Raw genomic sequence first — 26,783 nt, forward strand, 5'->3', positions numbered from 1 at the left:
GAAGCTCCTACTTTACCAGATCTCAAGTCTCAGTCAAATCCCGAACAACGAACCGAGACCCGACCAAAGCTTCCGACCTGGCCCACAAGAGGCCCACCAGACACACGAAATGCGGCCCAGCGAATCTAAGGTGGTTCCCCCGGGGCCGGCCGCCTTTCGGCGTCCCGCTCCCCCTTGGGGCACTGAGAACATTAGGTCCGCTTGGGATAAACGTCAAATCGAGGCCGCCATCGCCCACTCTGTGTGGCGCAGCGGCACGTCTTCTGACCCGGATTAAGGGATGCCCACTCCCCGAGATTCTCAAACATCCCCACCCTGACCTGGCATTTTCGATTCCGGCGACTCCAGAGTGACTCGGCCGGTCCACGATCGCCGGCGGTCTTCTGGTTCTGCCGCAGGGCAGCTCACCGTCGCTTACATGGCGTACCTGCTCGTCGCGTTCGACCGACTGCATGATCTGTACGACTCGCCGGCGGAGCTGTTCCAGGCGCCCTACGCCGACCGTGTGGAGAAGCTGTTCGACGAAACCGCGCCCGGACAGGACATGCTCAGTGCCCTGCCGGGGCACGTCGGCGAACTACTCACGGCGCGGGGGTTCGACGTGCTGCGGCACCCGACGGGACGGTTCGCCGCGGCGCTCCGCATGGTTCGACCGGCTGCGCTGACGAGCGACCGCCAGGGGTGCGGTCCACACCCACGCAGCTCATACCGCGGCTCCCACATCAACCTGGGACCGAATCGTCACAGTTGTGACCTTGTGGGTGGTGATCTTGCCCGGATAGACACCAGGTGAATCCCCCATACGGAGGCATCTGTGGCAAAACGTCACTTGTATCCAGTCCTGGGCGTGGGCCTCGTGGCCTCGCTCCTGAGTCCCGTGATGCCCGCGTCGGCCGACCCCGACAATCGTCGCAAACCGCCCGTACAACGTGAGTTCGGCAACGGCGCGGAGCGAAACTCCTTCGCCGCCTCTGAACTCGGGCGCGACCGCGGCGCCGACCACACGCGGTTCCCGCGGACCGGCACCCGCGGTTACCCGCGGCAGCAGAACCTGCCGCTGCCGGCCGTGAACCAGGCCGACGCGTCCATCAAGCTCGGCCTCACGCCGTACCACGCCATCGCGCCGAAGCTGAACGAGCTGCAGCGGATCAGCGACCGGGTCAGCGTGGAGGTCATCGCCCGTAGCCACCAGGGTCGCGATCTGTACCTCGTGACCGTGACCGAGCCGGAGAGCTCCGCTGCGGCCAAGGAGCAGGCCCGGATGCGGGCCGAGATCGAGGAAGACGCCGCACGCGCGGCGCGCGACCCGCAGATCAAGCGCTCGTACAAGGCTCCGGTGTTCATCAACAACAACATCCACGGCAACGAGTGGGAGGGCACCGACGCCGCCCTCCGCACGATCGAGAAGCTGGCCACCGCCAAGGACTCGAGCACCGAGAAGCTGCTCGGCCAGAGCCGGCTGTACTTCAACATCACCGCCAACCCCGACGGCCGGGTGGGCAACACCCGGGCGAACGGCGCCGGCTTCGACATGAACCGCGACTTCATCACGGCCTCCCAGCCGGAGGTCCGTGGCATGCGGCAGGTGATGATCGACACTCAGCCCCTGGTCATGCTCGACCTGCACGGGTACGTCAACGGCACGCTCATCGAGCCGACCACCCCGCCGCACGGGCAGAACTACGAGTACGACCTCTTCATCAAGAACGCGTACGCCAACGGCCTCGGCATGGAGGCCGCGGTCAAGGCACTCGGCTACACGCCGGCAGCGGACGGGGTCGACCCGCCGCAGATCCCGTTCCGGGACTGGACCGAGGGCTGGGACGACTGGCCGCCGATCTTCACCCCGCAGTACGCGCCCTTCCACGGCGCGGTGGCCTCGCACACGATCGAGATCCCGATGCGGGTCAACAACAACGACTACAACACGCGGCCGGTCGCGGAACTCCAGCGCCGCTCGAAGATCAACACCAACATCGCGGCCGCCACGATCGACTCGACGCTCTCGTTCGTCCAGCAGCGCCGTGAGTCGCTCATCGCGGACCAGATCGAGGTGTTCCGCCGCGGCGCGGCCGGGGAGCCCTCGAAGGCCACACCGCTCGACATCGTGCCGGGCTTCGGCCCCGAGGACGTCTACACCACGAAGTACCCGCGTGCGTACGTCATCCCCGCGGGCGGCGGACAGCGTTCGGACGTCGCCGCCGCGCGCCTGGTCGACCACCTGATCGCCAATGACGTACGGGTGGAGCGCGCGACCAAGGCGTTCACGCTCAACGGACGCGGCTACGCCGCGGGCTCGTACGTGGTCGACATGCACCAGCCCAAGCGGGGCATGGCCAACGTCATCCTCGAACCGGGGGCCGACATCAGCGCCAAGGTCGACGCGATGTACGACATCTCCGGCTGGAGCCTGGCCCACCTGTGGGGCGCCACCGTCGACACGGCCGAATCCGGCGACCCGCGCCGCGTGCCGGCCAAGCCGGTCTCCGTCGCCGCGCCGACCGGCTCGGTCGCGCCGTCGGGTGACCTGTCACTGCGGCTGGACGACGCCAAGGAGGTCTCCGCGCTCAACGCGCTGCTCGCCGACGGCGTCTCCGCGAAGTGGGCGGCCGACGGCAGTGCGGTGATCCCCGGCTCCGCGCGGGCGGCCGCCCGTACGATGGCCGACCGCTACGGCGTGCGGTTCACCCAGGCCACGGCACCGGGCACCTCTCCTCTGCGCAAGCTGACGGTCGCGGCGGCCGGTAGCGCCGACGACCTCTACTCGCTGCAGGAGATGGGCTTCACGGTCAAGCCGGTCTCGACCGCCGTGCTCAACGCCGGCTTCAGCTGGACCGGCGTGGACGTGCTCTACGTCGCCAGCGGCCTGAACCACGCGCAGCTGAACGAGCCCGCCCGTACGGCGCTGAACGGCTTCCTCGCCAAGGGCGGCGTCGTCACGCGTGGGGCGACCGGCGCGGCGTTCAACTCCGCCGCCGGTCTGCTCACCGCGACGGCCGTGGCGGGCCGCGAGGACGCGAACGGCACGGTGTCCGTGACCAACGCGGGCGGCCCGATCACGAACGGCGCTCCGAAGTACTCCTTCGTGTTCTCGCCCCGCTGGTTCACCGGTCTCGGTCCGGAGGTGACGGTGGAGCAGCGGTACGCCACGCAGGGGCCGCTCATCGCCGGGCACTGGCGGGCCCGTCCGGAGGGCGGCACCGGCGGCCCGGAGGCCGCCGTCGGCCAGCCGGCCATCGTGCGTGGCGTCGACGAGCGCGGCGCGGCCGTCGTGCTCTTCGGCACCGAGCCGATGTTCCGCAACCACCCGAAGGGCCTGTTCGCCGAGGTGGCCAGGTCACTGCACTGGACGGCCGTGAGCGCGGGTCAGCCACAGACCGTGCGCTGACGCGTCGCGTCCGTCCTTGTGCGGCGGACCGTTCGATCCGATGTACGCCTCCGGCCCCCAGAGCGAGCTCGCTCTGGGGGCCGGAGGCCGTTATGTCCTCCGTGCGCCCGGTCGGCATTACGATCTTGCAAAGCGGGAGCATCGCGGCAGAGTGGACAAATAGCTTGCTCCTCGGGTCATCGGAACGTGCGGCGGGCGCGATCCGAGCAGTACGCCGAATCCGAGCAGAACACAGAAGGAGTTGGGTTGACGGTGTGGTGCCGTATCGAGCCACCTGAGAGCGAGCGACGGAGCGCCTGCGGCCGCTCGCGCCCGGCCGGTGCCGTACGGACCCTCGGGGCGATCCATGTCTGAGCTGGAACTGAGCCGCGTCATCATCGCGATCGTCGTCGCGGCGGCGATCGTGGCCTTCGGGATCGGCCTGCGCATCGCGTTGGTACGGCTGACACGCCGGGCCGAGGACACCCGGTGGGCCTGGGACGACCTCGGCTCCAGGCTGCTGCGCGACCTGGCGGTGACCGGCGGTGCCACGGCCGGGGTGTGGGCGGCCGTCCTGATCCTGGACCTGCGCCAGGGCCTGCGCAACGTGATCGCCCAGATCCTCATCGCTCTCATCATCCTGGCCGTCTCGCTGGCGGCCGCGCGGCTCGCGGCCGGCATCGTCTCATCGGTCACGCTGGCCCGGACCGGCGTCGCGAAGTCGGTCACCATCTTCGCCAACATCACCCGCGTGGTCGTCATCACCGTCGGCTCTCTGGTGCTGCTGCAGAGCCTCGGCGTCTCGATCACGCCGCTGCTCACCGCGCTCGGCGTCGGCGGTCTCGCCGTCGCGCTCGCCCTGCAGGACACGCTCGCCAACCTGTTCGCCGGAGTGCACATCCTCGCCTCGAAGAAGGTGGAACAGGGCGACTACGTCCGCCTGGACAACGGGCAAGAGGGCAACATCGTCGACATCAACTGGCGCAACACGACGATCCGCCTGCTCTCCGACAACCTGCTCATCGTCCCGAACGCCCGCTTCGCCGACGCCATCGTCACGAACTACCACCGGCCGGCCCACGACATGTCCGTGCTGGTGCAGGTCGGGGTCGGCTACGACAGCGACCTGCAGCACGTGGAACGCGTGACCATCGAGGTGGCCGGCGAGGTGATGGCCGAGGTCGACGGTGGAGTCGGCGACCACGAACCGCTCGTGCGTTTCCACACCTTCGGCGATTCGAGCATCCAGTTCACCGTCATCCTGCGGACCCGCGCGTTCACCGACCAGTACATCGTCATCCACGAGTTCATCAAGCGGCTGCACCAGCGCTACCGAGCCGAGGACATCCAGCTCCCGTTCCCCGTGCGCCACGTGGTCTTCGACGACGCGAAGCAGCACTGAGCAAGGCACTGAGCAAGGCACTGAGCACGCGCACGGCACTGAGCACGGCTCAGCGCTGTGCGCGGATGAGCACCTCGATGCCGTCGAGCACGCGCTCGAGGCCGAAGAAGAAGTCGCCGTCGCCGTCCTCGTCGTCGTCATCGAGTGCCGACGAGGCGAGACCGGCGGTGAGCGCGGGGAAGCGCACCGGGTCGATCAACTGCGCGAGCATCCGGCCGTAGGACGCCATCACGTCCTGAACGGTGGACCCGGACTTCTCCGCGGCCTCGCGGACGTCGACGGCCTGCGTCGCCGCGTTCCTGACGAATCCGGTGACCAGCAGCATCACTGAGAACTTGTCGGCCTCCGGCAGCCCGGTGTCCCGCAGGCCGCAGAGCCCCTGTTCGAGCCAGAGGATCGCGTTGGGCGTGATCGGCGGACCGCTGATGGGAATGCGCAGGATCCACGGGTGCCGCCGCAGGGCGGCCAGTTCGGCCTGAGCCCAGTGCGACAGCGCCGCCCGCCAGCCCTCCTCTGCCGGCGGCCCGGCGGGAGGTGGCCCGTACGCCGCGTCGGTCATGAGTTTGAGCAGTTCGTCCTTGGCGGCGACGTACCGGTAGAGCGACATCGTCGAGACGCCGAGGTCCGCGGCGACCCGGCTCATGGAGGCGGCGGCGATCCCGTCGGAGTCCGCGGCCTTGACGGCGGTCTCGACGATCCGCTCCAGGCTCAGGCCGGGCTTGGGCCCCTTGCCCGGGCGTTGGCGCAGCCCCCAGGCGGCCTCGATGCTCGCCGGGAGCCGCGGACCGTCGCCACCGCCGTCCTCCGCCGTCACCTCTGCCGCCACCTCTGCCATCGCCTCCGCCTTCGTCCGGCCTTGACCACCATCCTAGGACTGTGTATATCATACGCAATAGAGCGTAGGGCATACACAATAGAGTGTATGAGTTACGCAGAAGGCGTTGCGTGGTGCGGCGACACGCGGCACCACGAAGGAGCGAGGAGCGACATGAGCGAGCCGACGACCCACAGAGAGATCAGAGCCGGACGCAAGGAGTGGATCGGGCTCGCCGTGCTGTTCCTGCCCTGCCTGCTCATCTCGATGGACATCAGCGTGCTGTTCTTCGCACTGCCGTTCATCAGCACGGACCTGGAACCGTCCGGTACCCAGCAGCTGTGGATCATGGACATCTACGGGTTCGTGCTGGCCGGAATGCTGATCACGATGGGCGCCCTCGGCGACCGGATCGGCCGCAGGCGGCTGCTGATGATCGGTGCCACGGCCTTCAGCGTGGCCTCGGTGATCGCCGCGTACTCCACGAGCGCCGAGCTGCTGATCACCACTCGTGCGCTGCTCGGGCTGGCCGGGGCGACCCTCATGCCGTCGACCCTCGCGTTGATCCGCAACATGTTCCACGACCCGCGGCAGCGCAAGACCGCCATCGCGATCTGGACCGCCGCCATCACCGGGGGAACGATGATCGGCCCGATCGTGGGCGGATTCCTGCTGGAGCACTTCTGGTGGGGCTCGGCCTTCATGATCAACGTGCCGGCCATGGCGCTACTCCTGGTCCTCGCGCCGATCCTGCTGCCGGAGTTCCGCGCCCCCAAGGCCGGTGGGTTCGATCTGCTCGGTGCGGCCCTGTCGCTCACCGCCGTGCTGCCCGTCATCTACGGGATCAAGCGGATCGCGGTCGACGGCGTCGAACCGTTCCCCGCGATCACCCTCGTGGCCGGCCTGCTGATCGGCGTGGCGTTCGTCCACCGGCAGCGGACGTACGCCCACCCGCTCATCGACATCACGCTGTTCCGCGACCGGGCCTTCAGCGGATCGATCCTGATCAACGTGGTGGGCATGTTCTGCCTCATCGGCTACGCCCTGTTCACCACGCAGTACCTGCAACTCGTGCTCGGCATGCGCCCGTTCTCCGCGGCGCTGTGGTCACTGGCCGCGTCACCGGCCATCATGGTGGCGGTCGGCGTGGCGGCGACCCTCGGCAAGTCGGTGCGGCCCGCCGTCGTCATCGGCGGAGGGCTCCTCGTCAGCTCGGCCGGATTCGTCCTGTTGAGCCAGGTACGGGTGGAGTCACCACTGGTGATCGTGCTGATCGCGGCCGGGGTGCTTGTCTCGGGGATCATCGTCGCGAGCACGCTCACCGCCGACCTCATCCTCACCGCCGCACCGCCGGAGCGAGCGGGCACCGCCTCGGCCCTGTCCGAGACCGGCAGTGAACTCGGCGCGGCACTCGGCATGGCGATCCTCGGCACCATCGGCGCCGCCGTCTACCACCATCGGATGGCCGACGTAGTGGCCCCCGGGCTGCCTCCCGAGGCGTCGCACGCCGCCCGCGAGACCCTGGCCGGTGCCGACGCGGTCGCCGCGCAACTGCCCGGACCGGCCGGCGACACCCTGCTCGACGCCGCTCGCCACGCCTTCACCCAAGGCATGAGCGTCGCCTCCGCGACCGGCGCGGTCCTCATGGTCGCCACCGCCATCGCCGCGGTCATCCTCCTGCGCCATGTCCCGACGGCGCAGCACGACGGGGACGAGGAGACGACGAATGCCGGCCGCGAACTCGTCCACTGACCCGCGGACCACTGACCCGCCGACCACTGACCCGCCGACCACTGACCCGCCGATGACCGGCTTCTGACCGGTCACACGCTCCGACGGGGCGACGCCGCCGAGGACGGCACGAACCGGCCCGGGAACGGGTTCACCACCCGACCCGGGCCGGTTCCGCGCGACAATATGGGAATGTGCCGCAGCATCAAGACTCTCCGCCCGCCCTTCACCGACGACGTCACCGATGAGGACGTGCGGGCCGCCGCGCTCCAGTACGTACGAAAGATCTCCGGCTTCCGCGCCCCGGCGGCGCACAACACAGAAGCCTTCGACCGGGCCGTCACCGCCGTCGCCGAGGCCACGGCGGTGCTGCTCGCGTCGATCGAAGTGCGCGGCCGGGCGTCCTAGTTGAACGTTCTGATCGAACTTCCGGTCCAACGTTCCGAGCCCGGCCGCGCTCATGTTCCTCAGGCGGGGACGATGTTCTCCGCCTGCGGGCCCTTCTGGCCCTGAGTGATGTCGAACTGGACCTTCTGACCCTCCTGAAGCTCGCGATAGCCCTCAGCCGCGATGTTCGAGTAGTGGGCGAAGACGTCGGGGCCGCCGCCGTCTTGCTCGATGAAGCCGAAGCCCTTTTCCGAGTTGAACCACTTGACGGTGCCTGTAGCCATGTCTGTCTGTCTCCTTCAGGGGCTGGCGACGCTCGCACCTTGCGAGTCCCCGCATCCGGCCGGGATGGACCCGGCCGGCCGGCCCTGCCAGCCGGCCCTGCCAAACAAAAACGCGCCTGAGGTGGTGACCAACAGGCGCATTCATGATCAAGCAGCTAATCCCAACTATAGCAGAGGGGGTCACCGAGGAGAGGGCATGAGATCACACTCCGTAACGCTGGAATGACAACGCGGGGTCACGCTCCAGGCGCGGATCCGACGGCACTTCGGGCAGGTCGTCTACCCTTGGACCCATGGCAGGACTGCTGCGCAGGACGATGCTGTCGCTCGGGTTCGCCGAGGAGACCGATCGGGTCGACGCATACGATGACGAACCCGGCGATGAGACCCTCGACGCGCGACCCGCGACCGCCGAGCCCCGACGTCATCACATCGCGACGCTGCACGCCCGCCAGTTCAACAGCGACGCCCCCGTGATCGGGGACCTGTTCCGGACCGGCGCCACCGTCATCATGGACCTCACCGAGACCGACGAGCCGACCGTGATGCGATTCCTGGACTTCGGCGCCGGTCTCGCCTTCGGCCACGGCGGGCGGATCGAGCGGATCGCGCCGGCCGTCTTCCTGCTGTCGCCCGAAGGGGTCGCGGCCTGACGTCCCGGCCTGGCTGTCCCGGCCTGACGTCCCGGCCTGACGGACGCGACCGGCCGACGGCACCGCCGGCGAAGTCCGAAGTCGCGGAAGGCACCGCCGACACCCACGGTCCGATGACATGACCCGCCCTCCCGGCGTGTGATCGGCGCGACAGTGGGGTACGCTCCGGTTAGCGCCGGAGCCTCCGTTCCGATGAGGCAGGCGCTTCTCAGCTTCGAGCTGACCGGCCGATCCGAAATCTGGGATCGGCGTCGCCCGGCCGAGCCGAGCGCCACGGCCTCTTTCTCACCTCGTCATCCTTTCGAGGCGGGAATGGTCCAGGCCGAGTTCGCCCGCTCGTGCCGCCGGATTAGCGATTCCCCGCGTACTGACCGAGGGCACCACGCCCGTACGCGGACCTCTACCGGAGCGTTTCGCGCTCCGCGAAAGGATTTCTATGACCATTACCGAAACCTCCCGCCCGGCCCAGACCCCCGAAACGGTCCCCCGGCCGGACCGCGACGACCTGACCATCCGCTTCTCCGGCCTGCTGTCCGTGCAGGGCAAGCAGGCGACCGTCCGCACCAATGGCTATCGCCTCGGCCCGAACGACGTGCAGGTCTCGGCGGCGCAGCTCCGGGCGTACGGGCTGCGCAACGGTGACGTTCTCGAAGGCACCGCCCGCAAGCCCCGATCGGGCCGGGAGAAGTTCAGCACTCTCGTCCACGTCGACACCGTGAACGGCGCAGAGCCCCGCCAGGACCGCCCGCACTTCGCCACGCTGACACCGCTGCACCCCACCGAGCGGCTGCGCCTCGACACCGGCGCACTCGCCACCCGCGTCATCGACCTGGTGAGCCCGGTCGGCAAGGGCCAGCGCGGCCTGATCGTGTCGCCGCCCAAGGTCGGCAAGACGATGGTCCTGCAGGCACTCGCGCACGCGATCGTCGAGAACAACCCCGAGTGCCATCTGATGGTGGTGCTCGTCGACGAGCGGCCCGAAGAGGTCACCGACATCCAGCGGTCGGTACGGGGCGAGATCGTCCACTCCACGTTCGACCGCCCGGCCAAAGAGCACATCGAGGTCGCCGAACTGGCCGTCGAGCGCGCCAAGCGGCTGGTCGAGCAGGGCCGTGACGTCGTGATGCTGCTCGACTCCCTCACCCGGCTGGGCCGCGCGTACAACCTGTCGGCACCGTCCGGCAGCCGCATCCTCGCGGGCGGCGTCGCCGCGGGAGCGTTGTACCCGCCCAAGAAGTTCTTCGGTGCCGCTCGCAACGTCGAGGGCGGCGGCTCACTGACCATCCTGGCGACCGCCCTGGTCGAGACCGGCTCCCGGATGGACGACGTGTTCTTCGAGGAGTTCAAGGGCACCGGCAACATGGAGCTGAAGCTCGACCGGTCGCTCGCCGACAAACGCCTCTTCCCCGCCGTCGACGTCAACCCCTCGGGTACCCGGCGGGAAGAGCTCCTCATGTCACCGGAGGAGCTGCGGTTGTCCTGGCGGCTGCGCAGGGTGCTGAACGGCCTCGACTCGCAGCAGGCCCTCGAGCTCCTGCTCGGCCAGCTCAAGGACACCTCATCGAATGCCGAGTTCCTCCTTCAGGTACGACGCACCACCTGACCGCCCCAGATCGATCCGGCTACGACATCGACCCCGATCAGTGATCAAAAGCATCGCGAGCGGGCCGATGGTGGCTGGACTGAGGAGCGCGCGGAGCGAGGAACGAGCGAGCACGCGACGAGGGAAGCCGCCATCTTCAAGGCCCGCGAGCCGCCGAGCGGAGCGAGGCAATCTAAAACGTCTGGATACTCTGCAGGATCGCGTCGAAGCGACGCTGGCTGGGGGTCCAGTGGTCGTCGAGGCCGACGAAGAAGATGTCGTGACCGCTCACTCTCGCGTCCAGGCCGCGTAGCCGGCCCTGGTCCCAGGTGAACTCCCATTCGGCGGCGTTGGGGCCCAGTTCGGGAGCGGCCTCGAGGCGGAGCTTGCGATAGCCGGGGAAGGTGCCGGCCGCCAGACCGCGTTTCTCGGCCTCTTTCAGACCATGCAGCGGGTCGCCGGGGGCACGGCTGATGCGCAGGTGGTGACTGGCGTGCGGGTCGTACCAATAGACGCCGTCGCTGCGCATGACGCGCAGCCAGTCGGCGGGAACGTCGACGGAGAAACCGGGCCCGCGGTAGGAGATCGTGCCGCGCCCGCTCGCGTCGATGACCGAGACCGTCTCGCCCGTGCCGACCGAGTTCCACCGGGACGACCACGCGCCGACCATGGCCACGACGGCCGCCAGGATCATCACACACGCCAAGGCGCCCGCCTGCAGGCGGGCGCGGCACCATGGCGGTCTGCTGTGGCTGACCGCTCTGTCGAGCAGTCTGCCCGCCCGCTCGGCGCTCATGCGGCAGGCCGGGTTCTTGGTGAGCAGCCCATCGATGACCGGCCGGAGCGGGCCGGCGTGCAGAGGCGGCCGGTAGGCCTCGATCAAAAGGGCGATCAGTGATGCCAGCGGGTCTCGCCGACCGTACGGTGAGTGTCCCTCGACGGCGGTGTACATCGTCGCGCCGAGCGACCACAGGTCGGACGCCTCGGTGATGGAGTCACCCCGTACCTGTTCGGGCGATACATAGGGCGGAGAACCCTCGACCCCCCGGAAACGGGGACTCGCCCCCTCGCGTTTGCTGATGGCCAACCCGAAATCGGTGAGGACGACCCGGCCGTCCTCGGTCAGCAGCACGTTGCTGGGCTTGACGTCGCGGTGCAGGATGCCGGCGGCGTGCGCGGCGCGCAGTACCGACAGCACGCTGCGGCCGATCTCGGCGACCCGGCCCGGCTCCAACGGCCCGTCCTGGTCGATCATCTGTTGCAACGATCGCGCCCGGAGCAGTTCCATCACGATCCAAGGTCGGCCGTCCTCCTCGACGACGTCGTACACCGTGATGACGCCGGGATGGCTCAACGCCACCGTCGCCCGGGCCTCGGCCATCAACCGGCGGCGCAGCAGCCTGCCGCCGTCGGCCAGTTGTTCGGGGAGGGCCACCTCTTTGACGGCGACGTCCCGTCCTAAAGTCTCGTCATGTGCCCGCCATACCGTGCCCATTCCACCTCGACCGACGATCGAAAGCAGACGGTAGCGCTTCGCGAGCAGAATCCCCTCTTCTGCACCCATAATAGGTTTTTTGACCGATTAGGGCCATGACATGCCCAGCGTCACGAAGATTGTCACTTGACCAGATTTTACCGGTAAAGCACAGGTTCCTCAGCGGTCACGGCGTCGTACCGGTGAGCACCGAGCGGGCCCATTTATAGTCGGATTTCCCGACGGCGGTGCGCTGGACCTCCGCCACCAGCTGCAACTGCCGGGGCAGCTTGTAGCCCGCGAGCCGGTCCCTGCAGTGCTCGGTGAGCTCCTCGAGGGTGAGTTCGGCCCCGCGAACCGGGGCGACGACCGCCGCCACCCGCTGACCGAACCGCTCGTCGGGCAGGCCGACCACCACCACGTCGTACACGCCGGGGTGATCTTTCAGCGCCACCTCGACCTCTTCGGGGTAGACCTTCTCGCCCCCGGTGTTGATGACGAGTGATCCCCGGCCGAGCAGGACGATCGTGCCGTCCTCGTTCAGCGTGGCGTAGTCGCCGGGGATCGACCACCGCTTGCCATCGGCGTCGCGGAAGAAGGTCGACGCGGTCTTGTCCGGGTCGTTGTAGTAGCCGAGCGGGATGTGCCCGCTGCGCGCCAGCCGGCCGATCTCACCGGGAGCGACCCGGGTGAGGTCGTCGCGGAGCACGGTGACCGACGGGTTCATCATGAACCGCGCCGTTCCCTCGTCACCCGGACCGCCCTCGACCGACGGACCGCAGGCGCCCGTCTCGGAGGCGCCGTAGCTGTCCAGGAACATGACGTCCGGCAGGTGCCGGCGAAGCGCGTCGCGGGCGCCCGCGGTCAGCGGCGCGCCGCCCGAGGCGATCGCCACCAGCGACGACGTGTCGTACGAGCCCGAGCCGAGCGCTTCGGCGATCGGCCAGGCCATGACGTCACCCACGATCATGAGCGCGTTGGCCTGCTCCTTGGCGAGCAGGCCGAGCGCCTTGGCGGGGTCGAAGGCGTGGTCGGTGTAGAGCACCACCTTGGAGCCGCTGAAGAGGCCCATGCAGGCGACCCACTGTCCCGCACCGTGCATGACCGGCGCGCAGTCGAGGAGCGGCACCGGCGGCTTGGCCGCGTTGTCCGCGATGGCCTCGGGGCTGGTGATGGGGTCGCCGAGCGCGTTCCCACCGCCGAGCGCGCCGAAGAAGACGTCCTCGCAGCGCCACTCGACGCCCTTCGGGTATCCGGTGGTCCCGCCGGTGTAGACGATGTAGCGGTCGTCGTTCGACCTCGGCGGGAAGTCGTCGTCGGCACGCGCGGCGGCGAGCGCCCGCTCGTACGGCACCGCGTCCGGGATGTCGTCGGTGCCGCCGTCCTCGATGACCATGACGTGCCGGAGGTGCAGCAGGCGCGCGCGCACCTCCTCGACCCGGGCCAGCAGCGAGCGCTCGCCCACCACGGCGACCGACCGGGAGTCGGAGAGCACGTGGTGCAGTTCAGCGGCGACATAGCGGTAGTTGACCGGGATCGGCACCGCTCGGATCTTGAAGGCGCCGAACATCGTCTCCAGCCACTCGGCCCGGTTGTAGGCGAGGATCGCAACATGCTCACCGGGCTTCACACCCTGTGCCTCGAGATGGTGGCCCACCCGGTTCGCCCGGGCGTTCAGCTCACCGAAGGTGAGCCGCCGGTCCCCGGCCACCAGCGCGGGCCGCTCCGGGCCGGCCTGCGTGAGGATCTCGAGCAAGTCGGCCAGGTTGTAGCTGCGCTGCCCCATGGGTCTCCTCACGGATCGGGCTGAACCAGGGTGCCTCTGATCATCACCACCGGTCGGCGGCGGCTCAACGCCTATTGACATCCTGTCCAGTGACTTCACTCACACCACACCCTGCCCTCTCTGGTGAGAATGCTGTACCAACTTTGAGCGTGGCGCCTTACGTGGCTTTTATTGGGGTACGGCCATGCTTGGCGGTAACAATTTCGCATCAGGGGGGTAATCGTGAGTGTAGGTGTGGTCGCGTGGACTCCGCCGAGCTGGGAGGAGATCGTCCGCCAGCACTCGACGCGCGTGTTCCGGCTTGCCTACCGACTGACCGGCAACAAGCACGATGCCGAGGACCTGACACAGGACGTCTTCGTCAGGGTCTTCAAGTCGCTGTCCTCGTACAGCCCGGGCACCTTCGAGGGCTGGCTGCACCGCATCACCACCAACCTGTTCCTCGACGGCGCGCGACGCCGCCAGCGCATCCGGTTCGACGCCCTGTCCGACGAATCGGCCGAGCGGCTGCAGGGCAGGGAGCCGAGCCCCGCCCAGGCCTATGACGACAGCACCCTCGACGCCGACGTGCAGGCCGCGCTCGACGCCCTGGCGCCCGAGTACCGCGCGGCGGTCGTCCTGTGCGACATCGAAGGGCTGACGTACGAGGAGGTCGCGGCGACTCTCGGCGTCAAGCTCGGGACCGTCCGCAGCCGCATCCACCGCGGGCGCGCCCAGCTCCGCGCCGCCCTTGAGCACCGCCGCCCCTCCGTGCCCCTCGAGCCCGTGTCCGGCTGACCCGAGATCAAGGTCACCTCGGTCAAGACCCGCAACGCCGGCCGCGACGCGCGCCTGCCGGATCCATCCAGCCATGTAGTACTGAACACGGCCTAGGCACTGAGCGGGAGCCGCAGCACGAATCGGGCACCGCGCGGGCTGTCCTCGACGGTCAGCATGCCGCCGTGCGTCCTGGCGATGTCACGGGCGATCGCCAGGCCCAGGCCGGTGCCGCCGACCTCGCGACTGCGGGCGCTGTCGAGGCGGGTGAACCGCCGGAACACCTGTTCACGGTCCTTCGGCGGAATGCCCGGCCCGTCGTCGGTCACCGACAACACGGCTTCATCACGCTCCCGCCGTACCTCGACGTCGATGTGGCTGTCCGTGTGAACCTCGGCGTTGTCGAGCAGGTTGCCCAGGAGGCGGGAGAGCTGCATGGGCACTCCGGTCACGATCACACCGGACGCCAGGTTCGTGCGGATGTCGGTACCCCGGCCACTCACCTGGGCGGCGGCCAGGTCGGCGAGGTCGACCTTCTCCTGGAAAACGCCGCCGCCGGTACCGAGCCGGGCCAGCAACAGGAGATCGGTGATGATCGCCTCTAGCCGTTCGGTGTCTCTGAGCGCCGCCTCGAGCGTGCCCTCCACATCGACGTCGGCCGGGTGCATCAGGGCGTCCTCGAGATTGGCCCGCAGGCCCGCCACCGGAGTGCGCAGTTCGTGTGAGGCGTCGGCGGTGAACTGCCGCTGGCGGCTCACCGACCGTTCCAGCCGGTCGAGGGTGGCGTTGGCGGTACGGGCCATGTGCGCGATCTCGTCCTCGCGGCCCGGCTCGGGAACCCGGCGGCTGAGATCGCTGGCGCTGATCTCCGCGAGCTGACGCCGGATCGCGTCGATCGGCCCGAGTGTGCGGCCCACGGTGCGCCAGGTGATCCAGGAGGTCAGCCCGGCCAGCGCCAGGACCATCGTGACGGTCATCAGCTCCAGTACCCCGGGGGCCAGGATCGTCGGCACCTCCGTGGCCGTGTAGATGTACACCGTTCTCGGCGGGTCCGCGTGCACCAGGTTCATCCGCGTCACGTGGACGAACAGGCACCCGTGGCCGGTGTCGCACTGCGCGAGGTTGCGGAACAGCTGTCGCCCGTGTGGCCGGGCCGAGCTGATCGGCAGCCGACCGGCCTCCCCGCTCGCGTAGAGCACGCGGCCGCCGGCGTCCATCACCTGGATCAGGTCGACGCCGTTCGGATCCGCCGGCACCGGATCACGCGGAGGCGTCCGCAACTGCAGGACGGCGGCCTCGCGGCGGGCCGCGTACTCGATGTCCCGGTAGTGACGCTGCTCGGTGGCGTTGCGGATCAACAGGTCCATCCCCGCCGCCGGCAGGCCGAAGGCGAACAACGAGACCATGGTGGCGATCAGCGTGTCCCGGACGCGAATCGACCGGGGTCGCAGTCGCATGTGATCCCCCCGAACCGCGTGTGCGACGCCTGTGTCCGACTACTACTCCCGCCAAGATCGCACTCCACCGGGCCCGGGGATGTGATCGACGCGAGCGACCTGCGTAACTATTGATCCATGGACTTGGAATGTCAGGAACCCGACCCGCGGTTCACGCTGGCCAACGAGCGGACCTTCCTCTCGTGGATCCGCACCTGTCTGGCGTTGATCGCCGGTGGCGTGGCACTCGCGGAACTCGGCGGCCGCATCGGGCCGGCAGGGGTACGGATCACACTGTCCGTCCTGCCGATCCTGACCGGGGCCGTGCTCAGCGTTCTGGCGTTTCTGCACTGGCGGTCGTGCCAGCGGGCACTCCGTACGGGTGAGCCGCTCCCCCCACCGAGGTTCGCGATCGGTCTCACGGCGCTGGTCTTCGCCGCCGGCGTCGTGCTGACCGTGTCCCTTCTCGTACGAGGCTAACCCAAAGAAGAGGGTTTGACCGACTCACCCCGTGGCAGATCACCTGGTGGGCTCTTCAGGTGGAGGGAACGAATGGGCAGAGATGTCACCCCGATCTCCGTAAGCCGAGATGATCGCCGCCGCTACCGGGACAAGGTCCACCGCTGCCTGGATGTGCTCGCCCGTATGCTCCAGGAGTCGCAGTTCGAGTTCGACCGCCCGCAGATCGGCCTGGAGATCGAGATCAATCTCGTCGATGGCGACGCCATGCCGCTGATGCGCAACAACGACGTGCTCGATGCGATCGCCGATCCCGCCTGGGAGACCGAGCTCGGGCTGTTCAACCTGGAGATCAACGTTCCCCCGCGCGAGCTCGGCGAGAGCGGCGACCTGGAGCAGGAGATCCGCGGCAACCTCGACCACGCCGGCCGGCGGGCGCAGGAGGCCGGCGGCGAGCTCGTCCTGATCGGCATCCTGCCCACCCTGCGCGAGACCGACATCAGCGAGGACTCGATGTCCTCCAACCACCGCTACAAACTGCTCAACGAGCAGATCTTCGCGGCGCGCGGCGAGGACATGCGGATCGCCATCGACGGCACCGAGCGCCTGGCGACCTACGCCGACTGCATCACCCCGGAGGCCGCCTGCACCAGCACCCAGTTCCACCTGCAGGTCAGCCCGGACGGGTTCGCCTCACACTGGAACGCCGCTCAGGCCATCGCCGGCGCGCAGGTGGCGCTCGGCGCCAACTCGCCGTTCCTGTTCGGGCGCGAGCTGTGGCACGAGACCCGGATCACCCTGTTCGAGCAGGCCACCGACACCCGGCCGGAGGAGCTGAAGGCCCAGGGCGTACGACCCCGGGTGTGGTTCGGCGAGCGCTGGATCACCTCGGTCTTCGACCTCTTCGAGGAGAACACCCGGTACTTCCCGTCCCTGCTGCCGATCTGTGAGGACGAGGACCCGCTCACCACCCTGGAGCGCGGCGACATCCCCGAGCTGGGCGAGCTGACCCTGCACAACGGCACGATCTACCGCTGGAACCGGCCGATCTACGCCGTCGTGAACGGCAAACCGCACCTGCGGGTCGAGAACCGGGTGCTGCCGGCCGGCCCGACCGTCGTGGACATCGTGGCCAACGGCGCCTTCTACTACGGCCTGGTGCGCATCCTCGCCGAGGCCGACCGGCCCGTCTGGTCCCAGATGTCGTTCCCGGTGGCGGCCGACAACCTGCACAGCGCCGCGCGGAACGGCATCGACGCCTCGCTCTACTGGCCCGGCCTCGGCGACGTCCCCGCGGGCGAGCTCGGACTGCGCCGGCTGCTGCCGATGGCGCATGAGGGGCTGGACCGGTGGGGAGTCGACCCGGCGCGCCGCGACCGGCTCATGGGCATCATCGAACAGCGCTGCATGACCGGGCAGAACGGCGCCACCTGGCAGATCGAGACGCTCCGGACGATCGAGGAGTCGTTCAACATCGACCGGCATGAGGCGCTGCGGCTGATGACCCGCCGCTACATCGAGCTGATGCACACCAACGAACCCGTCCACACCTGGCCGATCGGCCCCTGACCCGGCCAAGTCCCCACAAAGATGGCCCGTTATCAGTAGCGCTTTGTCCATATATGGCATTGTTCATGCTTCTATGTAACTTTAACGGGTAGTGGCATAAGTGTTATCGGGCGACCAGCCAGGTGACTTCCTCTGGGGAGCCGCCATCGCGGGAGATCTGGCATGGACAAGACCCCCAAGCTCCTGGCCAAGACCGGTAGGGCCATCGACGATAGGGTCGGCGGCGCGCGCTTCGGCAAGAAGGCGTTACGCAAGGCGTTCCCCGACCACTGGAGCTTCCTGCTGGGTGAGATCGCGCTCTACTCATTCGCGATCATTTTGATCACCGGCGTGTTCCTCACGTTCTTCTTCAAGCCCAGCATGACCGAGATCGTCTACCACGGGTCGTACGCGAACCTGCGCGGCGTGCGGATGAGCGAGGCGTACGCGTCGACGCTCCACATCAGCTTCGACATCCGCGGCGGCCTGCTCGTACGGCAGATCCACCACTGGTCGACCATCCTCTTCCTCGCCGCGATCGTCGCGCACATGCTCCGCAACTTCTTCACCGGCGCGTTCCGCAAGCCCCGCGAGCTCAACTGGGTGATCGGCGTCGTGCTGTTCATGCTGGTGCTGGTGAACGGGCTGTTCGGCTACTCACTGCCCGACGACCTGCTGTCCGGCACCGGCCTGCGGATCCTCGAGGGCGTGATCCTGTCGGTCCCGGTGGTCGGGACGTACTTGGCGATGTTCGTGTTCGGCGGGGAGTTCCCCGGCGAAGAGCTGATCCCACGGCTGTTCACCATCCATGTCCTGCTGATCCCCGGCCTGCTCCTCGCCCTGATCCCACTGCACGCGGTGGTGCTCACGTGGCGGCAGACGCACACCCAGTTCCCGGGCAAGGGCAGCACCAACCGCACCGTCCGCGGCTACCCGTTCTTCCCGGTGTTCATCGGCAAGACGACGGCGTTCTTCATGTGGGTCCTCGCCGCGACCACGCTCCTCGCGACGTTCTTCCAGATCAACCCGGTCTGGTTGTTCGGGCCGTACGACCCGGCGGCCATCAGCGCGGGCTCCCAGCCCGACTGGTACATGGGCTTCATGGAGGGCGCGCTGCGGATCATGCCCGCGTGGGAGATCAATTTCCTCGGCCACACGCTGCCCATGAGCGTGATCGTGCCGGCCCTGGTGATCCCGGGCGCGCTGTTCACCGGGCTCGCGGCTTATCCCTTCCTGGAGCGATGGGTCACCGGCGACAGGGAGATCCACCATCTCCTGGACCGGCCGCGCGACGTGCCCGCCCGCACCGGGATCGGTGCCGCCGGCTGCACCTTCTACGGGCTGTTGTGGGCGGCGGGCGGCAACGACATCCTGGCCAAGACCTTCGACATCCCGCTGTTCGTGACGACGTGGTTCTTCCGGTTCACGGTGATCCTCGGACCGGTGATCGCCTACCTCGTGGCGTACCGGATCTGTCTCGGCCTGCAACACCGCGAGCGGGAGGTCATCGAGCACGGCGTCGAGACCGGCATCATCAAGCTCCTGCCCACGGGGGCGTACGTGGAGGTCACCCGGCCCGCCACCAAGGAGGAACTGGCCCCCATCATCGAACCCAGACCGCCGGTCGCGGTCTCGATCGAGCGGCCCGAGGTGGACGGCGTCGAGCATCCCGCCGCGCGGCGGCCGCTGCACAAGGTGCGGATCAAGCTGAACCAGGTCTTCATCGCCGATCTCGGCCCGCCGCTTCCCGACCGTGAGCGCAAGGAGCTCCCCGTCAGCGAGGAAGAGCGCCTGCTCTGACCGAACACCTGCTCCGGCATAACACCTGGTGCGGCCGAACGCCGGCTCCGACCGAACGCCCGCTCCGACCGAACGCCCGCTCCGACCGGCGTGCCCACCCGGGACCGCCCGCGGCGGGAGGCGGTGCCTCCCGCCACGGATCAGCGCCCGGCGGCGCGCCGCTTACCGGTGAGCTCCGGCAGGCCGCCGAGGAGCTCGCCGGGCCGGCCGGCCGGCGCGCGGGTCAGCCCGCCGACCGCCGTGCCGAGCGAGGTCACGGCGCCGGCGAGGTCACGGCCCTGAGCCTTGCGCGTCGCCTGGCTCACCGGGCGTACGGCGCCACTGCGCCGAAGCGCCTCGCAGCGCGCGGCCGCGTACTCGCGGACGACCCGCGGAGTGCCCGGTGAGGAGTCGATGCTCACGCCCGACACCGTCATGCCGCCGAACGGGTCGTTGACCTGCTTGCTCATCATGAGTACCGCGTTCGGGTCGTGCACCGGAACGTGGTAGTCGGCGGGCGGTGCGACCGGCAGGGCCGGCGGCCGGACCGGCGGCCTTCCCGCCCGCCCGCCGGTCACCGGGCCGATGGGCGCCCGCACGGCCCGGCCGGCCGTCGCGGCGCACTTCGCGACGAAGCCGGAGGACGACATCCTGAGGCCGCTGCCTCCGACCGCCTTGTCGCCCAGGCCGGTCACCGCCCGCTGCGGGGCGCCCTGCGCGGACCGCGCCGGCAGGGCGGGGCCCGCGGCGCTCGTGATCTTGTAGCCCGCCGGCTCGTCGCCGTGCATGCTCATCGACGCGGCGGCGACGCCGAGCACCGCCGCCGATGAGGCGAGAGCCGACACCCTCAGCAGGTTTCTGATCGAACGATTCACTTTTCCCCCCGGGTCATTTACCTGAACCCGGTGCGTCGCAGGGGGTGACCATTCGTTCACCCACCGCGACAACACCCAGCGGGGACGCTAGTACACCCGAGGGGGTCGCATGACGAATTCGGCGAGGATGGGAAAGGAACGGTGAGGGGAGGACACGCACGGCACTTCGCCGTTCGCCTTTCTCTTTACTCCGCGCCGGGGGTTTCTTTACTCCTGGCCCAGGGCGATGGCCTCGTTCACTTCGCCCTGCCGGACCGCGAGCTCGCGCTCGTGCTTCTCCTCGTCGAACCGCTCCGCGATCTCCTCGTCCTGTCGCATGAGCGCGGTGAGGTCGGCCTTGGCGTTGTCGAGCACGCCCATGTCGGCGTACGCCGTCCGGACCTTGTCGCCCCACAGCCCGATGTCGCGCACGCACGGAACGATGCGGCTGAACAGCAGGGAGGTGTAGAGGGTGTACAGCTCGCCCTGGTCGACGTACTCCATGCACTTGTCGACCGGCATGTCCAGGGTCTCGAAGATCTCCTTGCCCTTGAACCGGTCGCGCATGAGGTAGCAGCCCTCGACGACGAAGTCCTCGCGCTCGGCCCGCTCCTTCTCGGTGAGCTCGGCGTAGTAGTCCTTGAGCGCCAGGCGGCCGAAGGCGACATGCCTGGCCTCGTCCTGCATGACGTAGGTGAGCAGCTGCTTGACCAGCGGGTTGGTCGCCATGTCACGGTAGAGACCGAACGCGGCGAGGGCCAGCCCCTCGATCAGCACCTGCATGCCGAGGTACGGCAGATCCCAGCGGCTGTCGCTCAGCGACTCCTTGAGCAGCTTGGCCAGGTCCTGATTGAGCGGGTAGACCATGCCGATCTTCTCGTTGACGAACTTCGAGTAGAGCTCGACGTGCCGCGCCTCGTCCATCGTCTGGGTCGCCGCGTAGAACTTCGAGTCCAGGTCGGGTACGGACTGAACGATGTTGGCCGAGACGTTCAGCGCCCCCTGCTCACCGTGCAGGAACTGGCTGAACAGCCACGATCCCTGGTGCCGCCCGAACTCGTCGCGCTCGCGCTGCGACATCTTGTTCCAGATGTCGGATCCGATCAGCGGGTTGAACTGCTCCGGCAGCCCGGCCACGTTGATCGGATCTACCTCGACATCCCAGTCGATCCGCATCTGTGCGTCCCACTGCTTGTCCTTGCCCTTCTGGTACAGGGCCAGCAGCCGGTCGCGGCCACCGTCGTACTCCCAGTTGAAGCGGGCGGCGCCGGCACTGGGCACATCCCAGGTGCCGAGGTCGACGGGACCGGTGTAGCGGTCGTGCATCGTCACGGGCGAGCCTCCCTCGCGTCAGATCGCACAGGACGCCTGGGTTCACAGGCGACGACCTGCTTTACATCTGTTCGTATCACGTAAAGCACTAAGGGGCTATACCCGAACATTTACTGGCGAATCAGTAGATTCTCACTAATCCCGGCAAAAGGCACAAATAGCATGAAAAGACAGCCGAATTCAGCCGGCTACGGTCCACGAGGCGGCCCGGATCCTCGGCACCGGGCGCGATGCCCGGGGCCGGTCCGTCAACCGGCCGCGGAACCAGTCGGTGAGCGCGTTGTCCACGCTGACGGCCGCCTCGGTCGGCGGCTCCGCGTCAGTGCCCGGTTCGGCGGCGAGCGCGTGGGCCGACCGCAGCGTGAGCGCCTCCACCTTCGTCGCGCCGTGCTCGACCAACAGGTCGCGCAGACCGGTCACGTCGGCCGGCGTGACGATCTCGTCCCGGGTGCCGGCCACCAGCAGCAGCGCCGGATCCCGTTCGGCGATCTCGCCGACTCTGGACGTGAAGTCCAGCCGCTCGGCGACGGCCCGGGTGCGGTCGGTCCACTCGTACGGCCGCCCGGTGCGCCGCTCGAGCGCCGCGACGGCCCGGGCGGGCGCGATGACCGGAGCGACGAGCGCGGCGGCGGTCACCGGCACCGCGCCGGTCGCCAGGGCGAGCAGCGCGGCGGCGGCACCGACCGAGAAGCCGGCCAGGCCGAGCGGGGCGTCCCGCAGCGCCAGCTCGCGCCGTACCTCGTCGACGACGTCCGGCAGCCGGTCGGCCGCGTGCTCGACCGCGGGACCGAACAGGTCGAGATAGACCTGGTCGCGTACGCCGGCCGGCCCGCCGCCGGGCGGCCGCAGGCCCACGTAGACCCGCCAGGCGGGAACACCGGTCATCGGCACGGCCGCCGCGAAGGCCGCCTCGGTGCACGGCGGATCGAATCCGTGCCAGCCCAGGATGAGCCCCGGCGGTCCGTCACGCGGGGCATCGACCGCCGTGGGGGGCAGGGCGACGTAGGGCACCTCCGCCACCGTGCCGACCCGGGGCCGGGTCGGATCAGAGCCCCTCATCGCGGTCCTCGGTCTTGGGTCCTCGGTGCTCGGTCCTCGGTTCTCGCTCGGTCCTCGGTGCTTGGTCTTCGGTGCTCGGGTCCCGGCAGGCGACCGGCGAGGGTGCGGTCAGCGGCCCTGCAGCGCGTCCAGTGCGATGGCCTGGGCGATGACCAGCCGGCGGTCGAGCTTCGGATCCTGGATCTCCACGACGTAGCGGTCGCGCAGGCCCCACTTCTTCTCCACCGAGAAGACGGTCTGCTCGCCGGCCTTGAAGTCGAAGTGGTACGGCAGCCACGACAGCGAGCTGATGAAGCGACGGAGGATCGACACCACGGGGCTGCGCTCCTGGCCGGTGGTGATGCCGAGACCCGGCTGCTCGAGGTGCCAGGTCGAGCGCAGCAGCGACTGCTTGAAGTCCTTGCGGAAGTTCCCGATGGCGGCACCGTTGTGGTCGGTGATGTCATAGGTGGCGCCGAGGTCGATCCGCTTCCGGGCCTTGAAGCCCATGAAGGGGTACTGCTTGCTGTCGTCGGTGTAGATCGTCACCTGCTCTTTGAAGGCCATCCGCTTCTGCTGCGCGAACGCGACCATCCCGCCCTCGCTGCCGTCGGGCGCCACTGTGTGCACCTCGTACTGGTTGACCGCCATCCGGATGCGCTGCCGCACGAGCAGGCGCGGTTGTGCCTGAAGCTGGTTGAAGTCCACGAAGTTTCACCCGTCTTGTTGCGTCTCATGTGGAACTCAGGGAGTCTGCCATAAGACCGCGGCGGGCGTCGGTTCGTTTCCGAGCCTTTCAGGCACCGTCGATATACGTCGCCAGGTAACCGCGGATCAGCCGATCCGCCTCCGTGACGACCTGCGGGTCGCCGTCCGGCTCCCGGCGGAACGCCATCTTCAGTACTGCGTCACCGGCCTCGACCGCGACCGCGAACGCCCGCGCCAGCTCAGGAGTGTCGGGCAGGCCGAAGACCCCGACCACCATCGCCCGCAGCCGGTCGGCCACCACGGAGTTGTTGTCCGCCCCCGCGTCGAGCAGGTGCTGGTCGGCCACGTCACCGAAGCGCAGCACCCGGAACCCTGGCACGGTCCGTTGCATCTCCACGAAGATCTCTATGACCACGCCGACGGTGTCGGACCAGTGCCGGTAGCCGCCCTGCCGCATCCGAGACGACACCCGGTCGCCGAACATCTCCAGATTGCGGAGCGCGAGGGCCTGAGCGACCGCGCGCTTGTCCGGGAAGAACTGATAGAGCGAGCCGATCGCCACGCCGGCGCGTTGAGCGATCCGGGTGGTCGACAGCCCGTCGTAACCGGACTCGTCCAGAATCTCGGCGCAGGCGTCCAGCATCCGCTCTACCCGCTCGGCGCTGCGGCGCTGCGCCGGATGGCGGCGCAAGGGGGTCGTCCTGGCCTCCGTCACCTTGACATCATCCCCATTTGCGCAAGATTCTCACGACCTGTGACCGAACTGAGTTCTGCGTTCGACGGCAGCGGCGACCTGGCACGACGCTTCCCTCCGGGGTTCCGCTGGGGCGTCGCCACCGCGGCGTACCAGATCGAGGGCGCGGTGACGGCGGACGGCCGCGGCGCGTCGATCTGGGACACCTTCTCGCGGCAGCCCGGACGCACCCGCGACGGGCACACCGGCGACATGGCCTGTGACCACTACCATCGCTGGGCCGCGGACCTCCGGCTCATGGCCGGACTCGGCCTCGACGACTACCGGTTCTCGGTGGCGTGGCCGCGGGTCCGGCCCACCGGCGACGGTCCCGTCAACCACGCCGGCCTCGACTTCTACGACCGGCTCACCGACGGGCTGCTCGAACACGGCATCACGCCGGTCCCGACCCTCTACCACTGGGATCTGCCACAGCCGCTCGAGGACCGGGGCGGCTGGCTGAACCGCGACACCGCCTACCGGTTCGCCGAGTACGCCGACGCCGTCGCCGAACGGCTGGCAGACCGGGTCGGGCTGTGGATAACGCTCAACGAGCCGGCCGTGGTGATGGCGTACGGCTACGCGTTCGGCCTCCATGCGCCCGGCCGGACGCTCATGCTCGACGCGTTGCCCACGGCCCATCACCAGTTGCTCGCGCACGGGCTGGCGGTCGGCGCGCTGCGCGGCCACGGCGCCCGGCGGATCGCGATCGCCAACCACTACATCCCCGCCTGGCCGGCCGGCGAGTCCGCCGAGGACGTCGCCGCCGCCGGAGCCTTCGACGCGCTGATCAACCGGCTGTTCACCGAGCCGATCCTGCTCGGCCGCTATCCCGAGGTGCCCGGCCTCGGAACCGGCGCGCCCGGCGCCGGCGCCGGCCGGGCGGTCCTGGACGCGCCGGTGGTACGGGACGGCGACCTCAAGGTCATCTCGGCACCGATCGACGCTCTCGGCGTGAACTACTACCAGCCCAACGTGGTGGCGGCCGCCGAGAACGGTCCGTTGCCCTTCGACATCAGGCCGGTGCGGGGCCACCCGACCACCGGAACGGGGTGGCCGGTCGTGCCGGGGGCGCTGCGCGACCTGCTACTGGACCTGCAGCGCCGCTACGGCGGCGCGCTGCCGCCGATCCACATCACCGAGAACGGCTGTTCCTACGACGAACGCCTCGACGACACCGACCGCGTCGCCTTCCTCGACGCCCACCTGCGAGCGGTCCGCGAGGCGATGGACGAGGGCGTGGACGTGCGCGGCTACTACGTCTGGTCGCTGCTCGACAATTTCGAGTGGGCCGAGGGATACCACGCGCGGTTCGGGCTCGTGCACGTCGACTACCAGACCCAGCGCCGCACCCCGCGGGCGTCGTACGCCTGGTATCGCGACTTCATCGCCGCACACCGCGCCGGCTGACGGGCGGGCGCGCGGTCAGGGGGTGGCGGTGAGGCCGGTGCAGCGGCGCAGTCCGTTCCAGCGGGTCAGCTCGGCTTGGGCGGCCGAGCCGCTCATCAACCGGGGCAGGCCGCCGGAGATGCGTGCCGGCTTCCACGCCGCCTTGGTCACCTTGCGGCCCTGCAGTCGCAGCAGCAGCACTCCGGAGTTGGCGGTCTGGCCGTTTGCCGAGTAGAAGACGAAGTTGCCGAGCCCGTAGTGGACATACCTGCCGCGCAGGAAGCCGCCGCCGAGCGGGATGTGCGCGTGACCGCCGACGATGACGTCCGCGCCCGCCTGTACCAGCTGCTCGGCGAGCTCCTGCTGGCGGGGCAGCGGGCACGGCTCCAGCTCGCCGCCCCAGTGCAGGTGGACGATGACCGCGTCGGACCCCTTCCTGGCCTCGCGCACCGCCTGCACCATGCGCGTGACGTTCTTGGCCGACGCGAGGCCGCCCTTGGCGTCGGTCGCCGTCCACGCCGAGATCAAGTGGTCGTCCAGCACCTGCGTGGCCCCGATGATCGCCAGCCGGTTGCCCTTCACCGTGACCCGGTACGGCTTGTAGGCGTCGTCGGCGTTGCGGCCGATGCCGACGGTCGGGAAGCGGGTCCGCTTGATCGCCTGCAGGGAGTCGTTCAGACCCGACTCCATGTAGTCCATGCCGTGGTTGTTCGCCATCGAGACGACGTCGACTCCGCTCTGCCGCAGTGCGGTGAACGCCGTCGCGGGCGCCCGGAACGTGAACTGCTTTCCGGGGGCGGGCGTGCCGCCCGTGGTGATGGCGGTCTCGAGGTTCACCATGCTGAGGTCGGCGCGGCGCAGCGTGCCGCTGATCGGTCCGAGGGCGGTCGCCGGGTCGGCGAGGCGCGACCGCAGCATTCCCTCGAAGTGCACGTCGCCGCCGAACGCCAGGATGATGGGCCGCTTCGCGGCGGGCGGCGTCTTCGCCGGCGACGACGGACGTGACGACGAGCCCGCGGGCGGCAACGTGTCACCCTGCGCGGAGCCGTCGCCCCCGCTGCACGAAGTCGCGATCAGGGCCGCGCCCACCAGAGCGGACACCAGCACCTTGTTCGAACGCACCCTGCCTCCCAGACTTCGAGTCGCCCCAGAATGCCACGTCGGCGCCGTTCCGTCCGCTCGTCACCGTCGTGATCTCGCCGACGTTCGCGTTCCGTGGCGGCGCCTCCCACAGTCAGAGAGCGGCCGAGCGCGTTCCGTGGCGGGGCGGG

23 protein-coding genes are annotated in these 26,783 nt (G+C 68.9%); 12 read left to right on the forward strand and 11 right to left on the reverse strand.

Features of this window, described 5'->3' with window-relative positions:
- Positions 1 to 418: 418 nt before the first annotated feature.
- From HKK74_RS34215 to HKK74_RS34225, 3 genes are all read left to right on the forward strand, one after another.
- The gene (locus HKK74_RS34215) at positions 419 to 793 is read left to right on the forward strand and encodes a hypothetical protein (protein ID WP_187247559.1); all 375 of its coding nucleotides are present in this window, start codon (positions 419 to 421) and stop codon (positions 791 to 793) included.
- Between the two features lie 21 nt (positions 794 to 814).
- Entirely contained in the window at positions 815 to 3,388 is a 2,574-nt protein-coding gene (locus HKK74_RS34220) for a M14 family zinc carboxypeptidase (protein ID WP_312882068.1), read from the forward strand.
- A gap of 346 nt (positions 3,389 to 3,734) precedes the next feature.
- Positions 3,735 to 4,769 carry a mechanosensitive ion channel family protein gene (locus HKK74_RS34225; RefSeq protein WP_187247560.1) on the forward strand — a complete coding sequence of 345 codons (1,035 nt, stop codon included), beginning with the start codon at positions 3,735 to 3,737 and terminating at the stop codon, positions 4,767 to 4,769.
- Between the two features lie 49 nt (positions 4,770 to 4,818).
- On the opposite strand, the gene HKK74_RS34230 is transcribed toward HKK74_RS34225, so the two are convergent.
- Positions 4,819 to 5,604: a TetR/AcrR family transcriptional regulator gene (locus tag HKK74_RS34230; RefSeq protein WP_187247561.1), complete on the reverse strand. Its 786-nt coding sequence runs from the start codon at positions 5,602 to 5,604 to the stop codon at positions 4,819 to 4,821.
- 153 nt (positions 5,605 to 5,757) lie between these two features.
- On the opposite strand from HKK74_RS34230, the gene HKK74_RS34235 reads away from it, so the two are divergent.
- Both HKK74_RS34235 and HKK74_RS34240 read left to right on the forward strand, forming a co-directional pair.
- Positions 5,758 to 7,335 carry an MFS transporter gene (locus tag HKK74_RS34235; protein WP_187247562.1) on the forward strand — a complete coding sequence of 526 codons (1,578 nt, stop codon included), beginning with the start codon at positions 5,758 to 5,760 and terminating at the stop codon, positions 7,333 to 7,335.
- Between the two features lie 171 nt (positions 7,336 to 7,506).
- Positions 7,507 to 7,722: a DUF2277 domain-containing protein gene (locus HKK74_RS34240; protein WP_187247563.1), complete on the forward strand. Its 216-nt coding sequence runs from the start codon at positions 7,507 to 7,509 to the stop codon at positions 7,720 to 7,722.
- A gap of 59 nt (positions 7,723 to 7,781) precedes the next feature.
- Here HKK74_RS34240 and HKK74_RS34245 read toward each other — a convergent pair whose 3' ends face one another.
- A complete protein-coding gene (locus tag HKK74_RS34245; RefSeq protein ID WP_187237993.1) occupies positions 7,782 to 7,985 on the reverse strand; it encodes a cold-shock protein in 204 nt (67 codons plus the stop codon).
- Positions 7,986 to 8,278: 293 nt separating this feature from the next.
- Here HKK74_RS34245 and HKK74_RS34250 point away from each other — a divergent pair, with 293 nt between their 5' ends.
- Complete coding sequence (locus tag HKK74_RS34250) at positions 8,279 to 8,638, forward strand: cell division protein SepF (protein ID WP_187247564.1); 360 nt, start codon at positions 8,279 to 8,281, stop codon at positions 8,636 to 8,638.
- Positions 8,639 to 9,074: 436 nt separating this feature from the next.
- Positions 9,075 to 10,241, forward strand: coding sequence for a transcription termination factor Rho (gene rho, locus HKK74_RS34255; protein ID WP_187247565.1), 1,167 nt, complete (start codon positions 9,075 to 9,077; stop codon positions 10,239 to 10,241).
- A 172-nt stretch (positions 10,242 to 10,413) separates the two neighbouring features.
- Here the strand turns inward: rho and HKK74_RS34260 are convergent, their stop codons facing one another.
- A complete protein-coding gene (locus tag HKK74_RS34260) occupies positions 10,414 to 11,784 on the reverse strand; it encodes a serine/threonine-protein kinase (protein WP_187247566.1) in 1,371 nt (456 codons plus the stop codon).
- 97 nt (positions 11,785 to 11,881) lie between these two features.
- Entirely contained in the window at positions 11,882 to 13,480 is a 1,599-nt protein-coding gene (locus HKK74_RS34265; protein ID WP_187247567.1) for an acyl-CoA synthetase, read from the reverse strand.
- Between the two features lie 222 nt (positions 13,481 to 13,702).
- Here HKK74_RS34265 and sigE point away from each other — a divergent pair, with 222 nt between their 5' ends.
- The gene (gene sigE, locus HKK74_RS34270) at positions 13,703 to 14,257 is read left to right on the forward strand and encodes an RNA polymerase sigma factor SigE (RefSeq protein WP_312882069.1); all 555 of its coding nucleotides are present in this window, start codon (positions 13,703 to 13,705) and stop codon (positions 14,255 to 14,257) included.
- A 92-nt stretch (positions 14,258 to 14,349) separates the two neighbouring features.
- Here the strand turns inward: sigE and HKK74_RS34275 are convergent, their stop codons facing one another.
- Positions 14,350 to 15,693: a sensor histidine kinase gene (locus HKK74_RS34275; RefSeq protein WP_187247568.1), complete on the reverse strand. Its 1,344-nt coding sequence runs from the start codon at positions 15,691 to 15,693 to the stop codon at positions 14,350 to 14,352.
- Positions 15,694 to 15,810: 117 nt separating this feature from the next.
- On the opposite strand from HKK74_RS34275, the gene HKK74_RS34280 reads away from it, so the two are divergent.
- From HKK74_RS34280 to qcrB, 3 genes are all read left to right on the forward strand, one after another.
- The gene (locus HKK74_RS34280) at positions 15,811 to 16,152 is read left to right on the forward strand and encodes a YidH family protein (RefSeq protein WP_187247569.1); all 342 of its coding nucleotides are present in this window, start codon (positions 15,811 to 15,813) and stop codon (positions 16,150 to 16,152) included.
- A 72-nt stretch (positions 16,153 to 16,224) separates the two neighbouring features.
- A complete protein-coding gene (locus HKK74_RS34285) occupies positions 16,225 to 17,700 on the forward strand; it encodes a glutamate-cysteine ligase family protein (protein ID WP_187247570.1) in 1,476 nt (491 codons plus the stop codon).
- 162 nt (positions 17,701 to 17,862) lie between these two features.
- Complete coding sequence (qcrB, locus tag HKK74_RS34290) at positions 17,863 to 19,479, forward strand: cytochrome bc1 complex cytochrome b subunit (RefSeq protein WP_187247571.1); 1,617 nt, start codon at positions 17,863 to 17,865, stop codon at positions 19,477 to 19,479.
- A gap of 140 nt (positions 19,480 to 19,619) precedes the next feature.
- Here the strand turns inward: qcrB and HKK74_RS34295 are convergent, their stop codons facing one another.
- The 5 genes from HKK74_RS34295 to HKK74_RS34315 all read right to left on the reverse strand — a co-directional run bounded on the left by HKK74_RS34295 (position 19,620) and on the right by HKK74_RS34315 (position 24,105).
- Entirely contained in the window at positions 19,620 to 20,333 is a 714-nt protein-coding gene (locus HKK74_RS34295; protein WP_187247572.1) for a hypothetical protein, read from the reverse strand.
- A gap of 207 nt (positions 20,334 to 20,540) precedes the next feature.
- Positions 20,541 to 21,638 (reverse strand): ferritin-like domain-containing protein, encoded by a 1,098-nt coding sequence (locus HKK74_RS34300; protein ID WP_187247607.1) that lies wholly within the window; start codon positions 21,636 to 21,638, stop codon positions 20,541 to 20,543.
- A 186-nt stretch (positions 21,639 to 21,824) separates the two neighbouring features.
- Positions 21,825 to 22,703, reverse strand: a complete 879-nt coding sequence (locus HKK74_RS34305; protein WP_187247573.1) for an alpha/beta hydrolase — start codon at positions 22,701 to 22,703, stop codon at positions 21,825 to 21,827.
- Between the two features lie 108 nt (positions 22,704 to 22,811).
- On the reverse strand, positions 22,812 to 23,390 hold the full coding sequence (locus HKK74_RS34310) for an LURP-one-related family protein (RefSeq protein WP_187247574.1): 579 nt from the start codon (positions 23,388 to 23,390) through the stop codon (positions 22,812 to 22,814).
- Between the two features lie 88 nt (positions 23,391 to 23,478).
- Entirely contained in the window at positions 23,479 to 24,105 is a 627-nt protein-coding gene (locus tag HKK74_RS34315) for a TetR/AcrR family transcriptional regulator (RefSeq protein WP_312882070.1), read from the reverse strand.
- Between the two features lie 48 nt (positions 24,106 to 24,153).
- Here HKK74_RS34315 and HKK74_RS34320 point away from each other — a divergent pair, with 48 nt between their 5' ends.
- Positions 24,154 to 25,533 (forward strand): GH1 family beta-glucosidase, encoded by a 1,380-nt coding sequence (locus HKK74_RS34320; protein ID WP_246492274.1) that lies wholly within the window; start codon positions 24,154 to 24,156, stop codon positions 25,531 to 25,533.
- 15 nt (positions 25,534 to 25,548) lie between these two features.
- On the opposite strand, the gene HKK74_RS34325 is transcribed toward HKK74_RS34320, so the two are convergent.
- Positions 25,549 to 26,634: a CapA family protein gene (locus HKK74_RS34325; protein ID WP_312882071.1), complete on the reverse strand. Its 1,086-nt coding sequence runs from the start codon at positions 26,632 to 26,634 to the stop codon at positions 25,549 to 25,551.
- Between the last annotated feature and the right edge of the window lie 149 nt (positions 26,635 to 26,783).

Source organism: Actinomadura alba (genome assembly GCF_014323705.1).
In the GTDB taxonomy this organism is placed as follows: domain Bacteria; phylum Actinomycetota; class Actinomycetes; order Streptosporangiales; family Streptosporangiaceae; genus Actinomadura_C; species Actinomadura_C alba.